Raw genomic sequence first — 12,302 nt, 5'->3', positions numbered from 1 at the left:
AAGCGAAGCGACAGCAACAAGGTTTTATCTGTGCGAAAGCGAAGCGACAGCAACAAGGTTTTATCTGTGCGAAAGCGAAGCGACAGCAACAATTAGCCGAGGCATAATTGTTGAGTTAATGAAAAAAATCCGCTTAAACTTTTGTTGGTAGAAAACTTACCTACAAAAAGTATAGCGGATTTTTGTCATTAGTTATTTTTATAACTGGAATTTTTGTATGATATTACGAAGTTGCTGTGCCATCTCAGCTAAATTATTTGAAGACGCAGTAATTTCCTCAATACTAGCTGATTGTTCTTCAGAAGCAGCAGCCACATTTTGAATGTTTCCAGATGATTGAACGGCTATTACACCAACTGTCTCTACAGAAATGGCAATGCTGCTAACCCCATCGTTAATATTTGAAATGATATTATTGACATAACCCATTTCTTGAGTTAGTGAAGTAATATGCGAATATATTTCTTTAAAAGCTTCACCTGATTCATTAAAGGTAGTAGAGCTTTCTGCAAGATTACTACTACTAATTTCCATAGATTTTACAGCTTGCACAGACTCTTCTTTAATTGTTTCAATACGTGTTCGAATATTATTCGTCGCTGCTAAAGATTGGTCTGCAAGTTTACGCACTTCTTCAGCTACAACTGCAAAGCCTTTACCATGCTCACCAGCACGTGCTGCTTCAATAGATGCATTTAAAGCGAGTAAATTTGTTTGATCCGTAATCTCATTAATTAAGGTTACAATGTCGCCGATCTCATTTGAGTATGTGCTTAAACGTTTCACAACTTCCGAAGTCTCTTGAATAGCATTAGATGTTATGGCCATCTTTTCTGTAGCACTTTGAATCGTTGTATTGCCTTTTTCTGAAATAGAAGATGCACTAGATGCTTTAGCAGTGACATCATTAACGCTCGATACAACTTCTGACATTTTTGTGGAGATTGTCGTAATATGATTTTCTACTTCTTCAATAGAAGAAGTTTGTTTTTCTGATCCTGAAGCTACTTCTTGCATTGAAGATGTAATTTGTTGAATAGATGCACTTGTTTGCTCAGAGCCTGCCGATAACTCTTCAGACATAGCAGCTACTTGCTCAGCATTCTCAGCAATTTGCTGAATAAGAGAGCGTAAATCTGCTGTCATATTTTCAATGCCTGAAGAGAGCTGTGCAATTTCATTAGAACCCTTTATTTGAAGTGGTTCAACAGCTAAGTCTCCTTGTGCCACCTTACCAACATAGTTAGTCATATTTTTAATTGGTTTTATAATGCCTTTGCTAATGATATAAGCCACAATAATACCGAATATCAAAAACATCACAGTCATGATGATACAAATCCAAAGAGTCTCTGTTTGAAGTTTAGAAATGAAGGAAGCGTCCATATCTAAACCAAAAAGAATATCAGTATCTTTAAATGGTATAAAAATCGATTTATGAATACCGTATTCATCTTTATAAATATCACTAGATTGAATGGTTCCAGTATTTAGCGCTTCATTCATGTCTTCACTAAAAGCATAGTCCTCTTGATAATCGTCTTTATTACTTAATGCCACAATATGTTCTTTGCCATTTGCACGTGAAAGAACGTAAGCATTTTCAATTTCATACTCTTTAAGTGTTTCATTTAATTCATTTAATATTTCATCATATTTATCCTTATCGCCATCATCTGCAGCTTTGACGTCATTTTTGTCTATATCATCAAAAATTGTATGAGATATAACCTCTAATGATGACTCAAATTGTGTAATAACATTATTATCGATAATCCGATAAGATGTAACAAATAATACGATACTAAATATTACTGAAATAATAGCAATTGGAATAGTAAAACTCGCAATATATTTATAGAGTAAAGAGCTCTTAAATTTTTTGACTATACTCAACTTTAGCAGCCTCCAATACTTTTATCTTTTGCTGTAAGAAATGAACCATATCACTAATATGTTCTGTCTCTGTATAAGGAGAAATTGAGAAGAATTTTGCAGCAGCGACTGGAATTTGTTGTGTTGTATCGCTAGTATTGACAGTACAAACACGTGTCGTATCACCGAAAAATACTTCGTCGCGACCTTCTCCTATAATTTCAAATAATGAAGCGTTAAGACCATTAATATATTCAATCTGATCTTGCGTATAGCTACCTGATTGTTCAGATTTCCAATTAAAGCCTTCAGGATACAAACGGAAGGCTGTAACTGGTCCAATATTAGACGCATTGACTACTTGTAACATTGGAGTTTTCTCAGCTAACTGCGTACGGAACGCTAAGTTTACACGCACATAATTAGCTAATATTTGTTGGTAGCCTTCTTTACCAAACGCCTGTAATGCAGCATAAATAGCAATTGAACTACCCATACGAGAGCACTCTAGAGTATAGCCTGTATGATAAGAACCATAGCCTCGATTACCAACATAAGGTGTGTCGAAGTCCTCGATATCTAATAGCTGTAGATGTTTTCCTTCTTTTATTAAGAATAAGCTTGTTAAATAAGGTGTTTGACCAAGCTTTTGGAAGTCGAAGCAAAGACTATCTGCAATAGGTAGATATTGCATACGTTCTTTAATTTGTTCTAGTGCTTGTAAAACATTAGTCTCTAACTGAAGTGGATTTGCCTTAAAATCATAATCGTTGAAAAATGCGTAAAAACCACCTAAAGCTGAATCAGCGTGAATATGTATAGGTTTTAAGGAATGTTTTTGTTCCAGGTTAGTTGTAACTTTTTTAATTGCTTGTACATCATCAATAGCAAATTGATCTGTAGCGCCTGTAGTAGCAACTACATACACTGGAATACCACCATTTTCGATAACCTCAGTCATACGCATACGTAAGTCTTCGATATCCATTGAATGGTCTTTGCCAGCTTTAATACGAATTAAATGTTTGCTACCGATGCCGACTGCTTCAATTGATTTTAATAAGCTGTAATGAGCATTTTCTGAAGCAAAGCAATATAAATTATTTGGTACGCCATCTTCTTTTGCGTTAGGGAATTGTTTAGCAATCGCAAGACGAAGCCCACTGAAAACAGCCCCTTGTCCACCCCACGTTGTGTAACCAAAGCTTTGAGTATAGTCGTAGCCAACTAACTTCGACATCATTGCTACTACCTTTACCTCACATTCTGCTGCAGCTGGTCCGTATACATCCCATAGATTGTTACCATTAAGCAGAGCATTCGTAAATTGACCTAATATACCGGGAATGCTAGCCATTGGTAAAACATTTGTTACAAAGTTACGTGTATGGTAAGGATGTCCTTGCATCAATTGTGTTAAATCATTCACAACCTGTTCAAGTCCGACACCTGAAGTTGGTACTTGATTTTCTTGCATTAACTCTTTATAGAAATTGTCAGAGCGCTCTTTCATTGGTCCAAGAGTTGTTGTTTGTGGGTTTTTTAAATCATCTAAAGATGAAACGATTTTCTCTAATAGGGATAAAAAATTCTCTCTTTGTTCGATATTACCATCTTCGCTTTGGAATAATTGCTGGATTTTTTTCATGTTCATCGTCCTTTTTAGTTCATTTTTCCTTTATTTTCTTATTTAGCAAAAATAGGTCGTTTTACTAAAATTATAATAACATATTATAACAAAAAAATGAGTTTATATTTTATAGGATAATTAATTTCAGTCATTTCTAAATAATCTGATTTAATTTGAGGTGAAATATATGGGGAAATATTGTGATAGATTATGTTTGTAAACGTTGAATTTAAAGGATTTATATGACCTCTTTTAATAATTTGTTGCAAAGCTAATGATGGGGAAGTGATATGAGGAGGTAAAAACATAAATACTATTCAGAAAATGATTTTAATTTATTTATAATTGGTGAACGTTTTAATGCTTTATGACTATTAACGGTGATATATGGTATTAATCTGCTTTTAGTCAAAGAATAATAATCTACATAAGTTTTTCATCTGTCTAGCTGATGGGGAGCATATCAAAATGTGAAAAGAGGTTCGTTGAAATTTTTAGTAAGTAAATTTTTTTCAATATAAACAGCCTTACAATACCGATAATTTTTCAATGATAAACCATACTAATATTGAGGTGAAAAAATGTATAAATTGCTATCGCATAATGATTTAGATGGAGTAGGTTGCGGGATATTAGCCAAGCTTGCCTTTCAAGATCAAGTGAAGGTAAAGTACAATTCAATTTCAACGTTGGACCGCGAAATTGAGTTTTTTTTAGACAATAACGAACAAGATACATTTTTATTTATTACCGATTTATCTCCCAATGAGGAAAATGAAAGGAGATTAAATGATTATTATATCGCCACGGGTAATGTTCAATTACTTGATCATCATAAAACGGCTTTTCATTTGAACGATTATGAATGGGGTAAAGTATTAATAGAAGATGAAAAGGGCTATTTAACATCAGCAACGTCTTTATTTTATCAATATCTTGTTACACATGGATATTTAGAACAAAAGAATTCCATCACAGAATTTGTAGAGTTAGTCAGACAGTACGATACGTGGGAATGGGAAAAGAATGATAATCAACAAGCGCGTAGACTCAATGCACTCTTTTTTTTAGTATCAATCGAAGAATTTGAAGAAAAAATGCTTGAACGTTTAAAGACTAGCAAACATTTTGACTTTGATGAATTTGAAAAGAAAATTTTAAAAATGGAAGAGGAGAAGATAGAACGGTACATCCGCCGGAAAAAAAGGGAGTTAGTGCAAACATCGATAGGAGAATATTTTACAGGTGTGGTTTATGCAGAATCGTATCATTCAGAGCTTGGTAATGAATTGGGAAAAGAAAATGTACACCTTGATTTTATAGCTATTTTAAATATGGGTGGCAAAAGAATTTCATTTCGTACGATTCATGATCATATAGATGTTTCGGCTATTGCAGCAGAATTCGGAGGGGGAGGGCATCAAAAAGCAGCTGGTTGCTCTTTGACTGATGAAGCTTATGAGCAGTATGTGGCACAAATATTTCATATAGCACCAATACCAGAGGATGCGAAACGAAATCGCTATAATTTAAGGTTCTCTTCTTTTGGGACAATGTATAAAAACCTTAAGGGAGAATTTTTCCTCCTATATTCAATAAGTGATTTTGATTGGATCATTGAAAAAAATAAAATCCCGTTAGATCAAATCTTTACAAGTTTTTATGAAGCAGAATGGTTTTTAAAAAGAAATTATCAAGCATGGTTAGTGAAAGATGAGTTATTTGTAGATTATTTAATGGAAGAAGCAAAAAAGGTTCGTCATCAAGAGTAAGGGATATATATTACTCCTTGTGAAAAGGTAAATAGTCAAGGGAATTTTGTGAATGTTGTGGTGTTGTAAATAAGGATGATTTCCGTTCCAAGCTACTCACTTTCGCTTAGATAAAACTCTTTTGCTAAAGTTGCGTTTTATCACAGAATACATGCTATGTGAATTAGTTGATTGGATGGGCGACATAAAGAAAAGGATTCACGCACAGTTTTGTGTGTGAATCTTTTTTTGCTCTTTGGAAGGTAGATGTCGATAAAATTCAAAAGTTGGGTGATAAAACGTGAAAGTTAGGCGATGAAATTCAAAAGTTGGATGATAAATCCTGAAAGTGTTCCGGTAAAACTAAAAAGTTGGATGACATTTTGTTAAAACGTACGTCATGTAAATCAGTTGATTGGAGTGGAGACTGGGCGACTCCTTGGGGATTAACAATAGAGGAGCGAAGGCTAAAACCATCACATAATGTGATAACGCCTTCGTGACATTGTGCTGTTGCCGCTGTCGCTTCGCTGTCGCGCAGACAAAACACGTTGCCGCTGTCGCTTCGCTTTCGCGCAAAAAACATCTGATGGCCGGAGACTCTGCGGCGAAGCGAAGCGGCTCATCGGACGCCACCGGGAAGTGCCCAGCCGGAACGGAAATCACCCCCCTCGTTTTTCTGAAAAGCCATACTTTATATGACGCCTTAATTTCGTACATACAATTGTTTCAACAACATCTAAAGATACATAGTGAAATCAGCCAAACCTTAACATTGTTAGAGGTTATATAATGTCCAATTGAAAACTACAATAAATAAAAAGCATTTGTGTAGACATACTTTCTTAAAATGAGGTGTACATGATGTCCAATGATATGCTTCTTGTCGAGAGTCAGCTTAAGGAAAATCGAGGGCGGAAAATATGGTTTATTGTATTATTGCTTTTATTGGTAGCTACTTGTGTAATTGTTTATTATTTTTTGTTTAAGAAGGATTTGAATTTTGAAGCCTACAAAACAGTGATCGATAAAACTACTGAAAATAGTCTCGGACGTTTAACGTTAAATGAAATAATAATTGATGATAACCAAATACTACTGAATGCTACCTTTAAGCCAGTAAAAGGCTTAAATTTCGACTACCAAATCTTTTTCTTTCCACAGGTTTTTGTGAATGGAAAAGAGTTCACGGTTAGAAATGGGGGACAGACTGTCCAACAATCTGATAAAACTTATACAATCTATAGTAGTGTGAAATTAAGTGAACTACCAGAGGATAAAATATTAAACTTAGATATTCGTTATAACGACTGGAACGGTGAAAAAAAGATTGACGAGCCGTGGGAATTTCAAGTGGAAGCTTCACAGGAGCATTTACAAGAAGATAGAAAGGTCTTCCCTGTTGAGAAAAAAGTAAAGCTTTTAGATGGTCAGGAAATAACAATAGAGGAGGTTGTTACTACACCAATATCAACAACGATATACTTTCATTCAGAGAAAAGCTTACTAAATGAAGCATTGCATTTTAAAATCCAATCAGTAACAGGGGAATCTTGGGCATTTAACGTAGCCTATCCTTTGAATGAAGAGTATACGAAGTGGGGTGTCCGCCTCGATGCATTATATTTAACGGGGAAGAGCTATGAGCTCATTCCGATAGCTGCAAATGGAAGTGAGCTTGGTTCTGCCATTAAAATTGGAGATTAAGAACGAAACCTGTTACCGTGAAAAAAACTTTACAATATCTTAAACCAAAAGGACGATTACCCATTGTACTATGAATATAGACGACATGGAAAGTAGTTGAAGATATTGCGAAGGTTATGGGAAATTTTTTTAGTTTCGCTTAAATTGGGTTGTACATCATTTGGAGGCCCTACTGCACATTTAGGGTATTTTCAAAATGAATATGTTCAGAAACGTAAATGGTTATCGGATCATGACTACAGTCAACTTGTTGCACTCAGTCAATTTTTACCTGGGCCAGCATCGAGCCAGGTAGGGATGGGTATTGGCTTATTAAGAGGCGGTTTATTTGGGAGTATTGTGTCATTTGTTGGTTTTACATTACCGTCAGTTTTTCTGCTTATGGCATTTGCGTATTTTTTTGCACATACACGGATGGATATGGGTTGGATTCATGGCTTAAAATTAGTGGCAGTTGCGATCATTGCGCAAGCTGTTTTTGAAATGTCAAAAAAATTGATTCCTAGTATTCACCATTTTATAATCGCTTTGTTGGCGCTTGTAGTAGTGCTTTTATGGGTCCATCCATTTGCTCAAGTAACTACTATTATTGTTGCTTCTTTTATAGGCTTTCATTTTTTTAAGAAGACTAATCATAAAGATGAACCAAAAGAAACTGTTGTACCTATTTCAAAAACGACAGGTGTATGTTTTTTAGCGTTGTTTGTTATACTTCTTGTTGGTTTACCAATTGTTAGCCCACTTATACAATATGAATGGTTTACGATCATTGAAAAGTTCTATTTATCAGGTGCATTAGTGTTTGGTGGAGGTCATGTCGTATTACCTTTACTAGAGGCACAGTTTGTCCAAAGTGGATTAATGAGTTCTTCAGATTTTTTAGCAGGATACGGAATGACGCAGGCAGTACCAGGTCCTTTATTTACGTTTGCTTCCTACATAGGTATGGTCATTGCTGGAGTACCTGGGACCATTATCGCTACGATAGCCATTTTTTTACCGGCATTTTTGCTAATAGTAGGGGCAATGCCTTATTGGCTAGCTCTTAATCGTTTCGCTGGATTAAGAGGGGCGATGGCTGGTGCAAATGCAGCAGTTGTAGGAATATTAGCTGCAGCTTTTATTCATCCGATTGTTACACAGACAATTCAAAATGGTCTAGACATAGTAATTGCAGCCGTTTTTCTATGGTGTTTGATACGTTGGAAAGTTCAACCTTATTTGCTTGTGTTAGTTGGTATTTGTGTAGGGATTGTATGTTATTAAGGAACATATAAAAAATCAAAACCATTATTGCTTTGGTTTTGATTTTTTTGTGAAATGAATGGAATGCTTAGATAAACTCTTCTTTTCGAATGGCTAGTTTCTTCATATGATATTGCAGAGATTGGCGAGAAATATTTAATTGTTTGGAAGCGGACCGAAGCACTTGCTCATTATTTATTAAGTAGTAACGATATTTTAAGTATTAAATAAGACAAAATCTGGGTTATACCTAATGAGAAAAAGTATGCTTGAAGATGTCTTCTAGCATACTTTTTTGTTACCAAGATAATAGTCTCGAAGCTTATTATTCTCGCAATTAGAATTATTGCTAAAATATTGTAATGCAGGAAAATAGTTTTTATAATTCCTTACGTTTGCTTGCTGCTGGTATTCCTAACTCGTCTCGATATTTGCTAATAGTACGTCTAGCCAAATGGATTTGAAAAGAGCTGGCTAGGCTTTCAGCAATCTTTTGATCGGATAAAGGCTTTTGTTTATTTTCAAAGGTGATTATTTTTTTAATCATTTCTAAGATTGACGTTTGAGAATGCTCTGTTTGAGTGCTTTCAATTTTAGAAGAAAATAGATCCTTCCATAAATATGTTCCAACAGGTGTTAGTATTATTTTATTCCGAATTGCTCGACTTACTGTTGATTCGTGCATATCGATTTGTGTTGCGACATCCCTTAGTGATAAAGGTTTTAAATAAGGTAGCCCTTTGTAGAAAAATTGTTGTTGATGCTGTAGGACAACTGACATGATCCGAATAATTGTTTGACGGCGCCGCTGTAAACTATGGACGAGCCATTCATAATGCTTATAATGCTGTTTTACATATGCTTGTTCGGCTAAGGGCAGTATAGATGCGTAGCTATCATGAAGCCGAATAGATGGCATTGAGCGATCATTTAAACTGAAGTGTAATGTGCTATCTTCGATCACAACAACAATATCTGGTGTGACATATTCTATATTATCTTCTGAGTTCAAAGTGCAAGGGATTGGTGTTAGTTGCTGTAGCTGATTAATTAGTGCTAATAACTGTTCCTTAGAAAGCTTAAGAGATTTCATCAATTCAGGAAATTTACGTTCAGCTAGTAGGAACAGCCCTTTTTGAATAAGTTGCTGTAAATCATAATTATTCTCTTCGATTTGCAGTAAAAGACATTCTTGCAGATTACGTGCACCAATTCCCGGCGGCCCGATTTGTTGTAAAAGCTGAATACCATAATAATGTTGTTCTTCTGCAACATTAGAAAGGTGGGCTGGAGAATAACCTTTGTTATCTAACTGTTCAATAAGAAACTGTACAATTTGTAAATCATCACCTGCAAAAGTGAGTGTAGCTAGTTGTAACAATTCCTCCCGGTAGTTTAGTTCTACAATTTTTGTATATAAATCATTCTCAGTTGTTCGAAAGGGAGAATAGAAATTTCCGTAAATACGTTCTTGAAATGATGGTGGTTGTAAGTCGATTAACGGATTCTCTAATTGCTGTTCATACAGAAATTGCTCAAGTTCAAGTGTTGTATATTGTAGTAATTCAATAGATTGCTGTAATTGAGGTGTCATCATCATTTTCTGTTGCTGTTGTTGTTTTAAAATTATGTCCATCATGATCACTCCGTTTCTTGCTTTTAATTAGCATAACATAAAGATGCGAATTTTCAGATAATAATTTGAGCAAATAATGTTAATGCAAAATAGTTTTGATTTAGTTATTTTACTAACTTGATTCATGGCGTTCCATGCCACTATTGTTTATAATGAGGAAATGGAAAAGACTAACGAGAAAGAAGGGATAGCTATGGCACGAGGTGTTTACATTCATATTCCTTTTTGTCACCAAATTTGTAACTATTGCGATTTCAATAAATTTTATTTTAAAAATCAACCAGTGGATGAATATATAGAAATACTTGGCAAGGAGATGGAACTTGCGACAAAAAAATATCCCGAGAGTTTTAAGCAAATCGAAACAATATTTCTTGGTGGCGGTACACCAACAGCACTATCATCTAAACAAATAGAGAGACTTCTTGAGCTTATTCGTACGTATATTCCGATGGACAATGTGACAGAATTTACATCAGAGGCTAATCCGGACGAGCTATCAGAAGCAAAAATGCAGGCATTATTTGATGGGGGTGTAAATCGCTTAAGTATGGGTGTACAATCCTTTGATCAAGAGTTGTTAAAGAACATTGGTCGTACACATAGCAATAATCACGTCTATGAAACAATTGCCATGGCGAAAAAGGTAGGTTTCAGAAATATTAGTCTGGATTTAATGTACGGTTTGCCGGGGCAGACGATGGCACAATGGAAAGATACCTTAGAAAAAGCGTTCGCTCTTGATATACCACATTATTCTGCCTATTCACTAATAGTGGAGCCAAAAACGATTTTTTATAATCAATACACAAAAGGTAAGCTCCATTTACCAACGGAAGATCTTGAAGCGGATATGTACGATGTGCTAATGAGCCAGATGGAGGCGCATGGACTTCTCCAATACGAAATTAGCAATTTTGCTCTATCTGGTTTCAGTTCTAAACATAATAAAATATACTGGGAAAACGATGAATATGCAGGATTTGGTGCTGGTGCTCATGGGTATCTAGCTGGTGTGCGCTATTCAAATCATGGACCATTGAAAAAGTATATGGATGCAGTAAATGCAGGGGAACTACCAATTGTATATGAACATGTTGTAACAGAGAATGAGAAACGCGAAGAGCAAATGTTTTTAGGTTTGCGTAAAACGGAAGGAATTCCACACTCTATATATGAAGAAAAATTTAAAGAATCAATGCAGAGGGATTACTCACAAGTCATTGAAAAGTTAGTTTCAGAAGGTCTTTTGGAACATGATACTAAAGGAATTCGTCTTACGCGAAAAGGTCGCTTTGTAGGTAATGAAGTATTTCAACAATTTTTACTAGAAGATTGAGCGATATCGTTGACATAAAATGTAGGATTTGATAACTTAATAATAGTATTAGCACTCCTCTTAGTTGAGTGCTAACAGAGGTGATGATCATGCTAACAAATCGGCAATTACAAATATTGCAAGCTATTGTAGATGACTTTATTATGTTTGCACAGCCGGTAGGTTCTCGCCAAATCTCCAAAAAGAAAGAGATTACATTTAGTCCAGCCACAATTCGAAATGAAATGGCGGATTTAGAGGAATTAGGCTTCTTAGAAAAAACGCACACTTCCTCTGGTCGAGTGCCTTCGGAAAAGGGTTATAGATTTTATGTAGATCATTTGTTGAACCCACAAGGCATTAATTCAAGGGATATTCAGCAAATCCAATCAATTTTTAATGATCGTTTGGTAGAAGTAGAGCATATTATCCGAAAGTCAGCCAATATTTTATCAGAGCTGACATCGTATACATCGATTCTTTTAGGACCAGATGTTCAAAGACATCGAGTAAAACGATTTTCAATTGTGCCACTCTCTAGCGATTCAGCAGTAGCGATTATCGTAACGGATAACGGGCATGTTGAAAATCGCATGTTTAGTTTACCGCCTAATTTTACCGCTTCTGATTTAGAGAAAATGGTTAATATCTTAAATGAACGTCTCGTTGGTGTTTCATTAGAGGATATTCATAAAAAACTCGAAGCTGAAGTGCTAACAGTATTACAACAGCATGTTCGATCAGCGGATGATTTTATCCACGGTCTCGTTACAGCGACGATGCATAATTCGGAAAGTAAAATTTTCTATGGTGGTAAAACAAATATGTTCAACCAACCGGAATTCCACGATTTAAATAAAGTCCGTATGATTTTGGACTTAATGGAAACGACTAGCCAAGTGCAGTCACTCTTCCATCCTAATGAATCGGGCATTCAAATTCGTATTGGTTCAGAAAATAAACAACTAGAAATGGAAAACTGTAGTGTCATTACGACCACTTATTCTATTGGTGAAGATCAGCAAGGGGCTATAGCAATTATTGGTCCAACACGTATGGATTATAAGCGTGTCGTTGCTTTACTAGACGTAATGCGCATGGATTTATCACAGGCCTTTACGAAGAATCGTAGTGATTGAT

Annotated in this window: 8 protein-coding genes; 5 read left to right on the top strand and 3 right to left on the bottom strand. The window is 35.4% G+C overall.

Annotated features, from left to right (window positions below; genetic code table 11):
* Positions 1-198: 198 nt before the first annotated feature.
* Both ACQKOG_RS17915 and ACQKOG_RS17910 read right to left on the bottom strand, forming a co-directional pair.
* The gene (locus ACQKOG_RS17915; protein WP_370079467.1) at positions 199-1,896 is read right to left on the bottom strand and encodes a methyl-accepting chemotaxis protein; all 1,698 of its coding nucleotides are present in this window, start codon (positions 1,894-1,896) and stop codon (positions 199-201) included.
* The gene (locus ACQKOG_RS17910) at positions 1,874-3,523 is read right to left on the bottom strand and encodes a pyridoxal phosphate-dependent decarboxylase family protein (RefSeq protein WP_427447721.1); all 1,650 of its coding nucleotides are present in this window, start codon (positions 3,521-3,523) and stop codon (positions 1,874-1,876) included. Before ACQKOG_RS17910 ends, ACQKOG_RS17915 begins: the two co-directional genes overlap by 23 nt.
* A 563-nt stretch (positions 3,524-4,086) precedes the next feature.
* Between ACQKOG_RS17910 and ACQKOG_RS17905 the strand changes: the two genes are divergently transcribed.
* From ACQKOG_RS17905 to chrA, 3 genes are all read left to right on the top strand, one after another.
* Entirely contained in the window at positions 4,087-5,277 is a 1,191-nt protein-coding gene (locus tag ACQKOG_RS17905; protein WP_370079465.1) for a DHH family phosphoesterase, read from the top strand.
* Between the two features lie 843 nt (positions 5,278-6,120).
* Positions 6,121-6,963: a DUF4179 domain-containing protein gene (locus ACQKOG_RS17900; RefSeq protein WP_370079464.1), complete on the top strand. Its 843-nt coding sequence runs from the start codon at positions 6,121-6,123 to the stop codon at positions 6,961-6,963.
* Between the two features lie 105 nt (positions 6,964-7,068).
* Positions 7,069-8,229, top strand: a complete 1,161-nt coding sequence (chrA, locus tag ACQKOG_RS17895; RefSeq protein WP_427447717.1) for a chromate efflux transporter — start codon at positions 7,069-7,071, stop codon at positions 8,227-8,229.
* A 358-nt stretch (positions 8,230-8,587) separates the two neighbouring features.
* Here the strand turns inward: chrA and rpoN are convergent, their stop codons facing one another.
* On the bottom strand, positions 8,588-9,844 hold the full coding sequence (gene rpoN / locus ACQKOG_RS17890) for an RNA polymerase factor sigma-54 (protein WP_427447715.1): 1,257 nt from the start codon (positions 9,842-9,844) through the stop codon (positions 8,588-8,590).
* Between the two features lie 193 nt (positions 9,845-10,037).
* Here rpoN and hemW point away from each other — a divergent pair, with 193 nt between their 5' ends.
* Positions 10,038-11,183: a radical SAM family heme chaperone HemW gene (hemW, locus tag ACQKOG_RS17885; RefSeq protein ID WP_427447713.1), complete on the top strand. Its 1,146-nt coding sequence runs from the start codon at positions 10,038-10,040 to the stop codon at positions 11,181-11,183.
* An 89-nt stretch (positions 11,184-11,272) separates the two neighbouring features.
* The gene (gene hrcA / locus ACQKOG_RS17880) at positions 11,273-12,301 is read left to right on the top strand and encodes a heat-inducible transcriptional repressor HrcA (RefSeq protein ID WP_370079460.1); all 1,029 of its coding nucleotides are present in this window, start codon (positions 11,273-11,275) and stop codon (positions 12,299-12,301) included.
* Position 12,302: the final 1 nt, after the last annotated feature.

The sequence above is a fragment of the Lysinibacillus sp. NPDC093216 genome (genome assembly GCF_050280325.1).
Lineage (GTDB): Bacteria > Bacillota > Bacilli > Bacillales_A > Planococcaceae > Lysinibacillus.
Note: the sequence above shows the minus strand (reverse complement) of the source record. Positions and strands in the feature narration are given on the sequence as shown.

Excerpts from the sequence above, each read along its gene's own strand:
- ACQKOG_RS17910 (WP_427447721.1), bottom strand. The coding sequence starts at position 3,523 with ATGAAAAAAATCCAGCAATTATTCCAAAGCGAAGATGGTAATATCGAA.
- ACQKOG_RS17905 (WP_370079465.1), top strand. The coding sequence starts at position 4,087 with ATGTATAAATTGCTATCGCATAATGATTTAGATGGAGTAGGTTGCGGG.
- ACQKOG_RS17900 (WP_370079464.1), top strand. The coding sequence starts at position 6,121 with ATGTCCAATGATATGCTTCTTGTCGAGAGTCAGCTTAAGGAAAATCGA.
- rpoN (WP_427447715.1), bottom strand. The coding sequence starts at position 9,844 with ATGGACATAATTTTAAAACAACAACAGCAACAGAAAATGATGATGACA.
- hemW (WP_427447713.1), top strand. The coding sequence starts at position 10,038 with ATGGCACGAGGTGTTTACATTCATATTCCTTTTTGTCACCAAATTTGT.
- hrcA (WP_370079460.1), top strand. The coding sequence starts at position 11,273 with ATGCTAACAAATCGGCAATTACAAATATTGCAAGCTATTGTAGATGAC.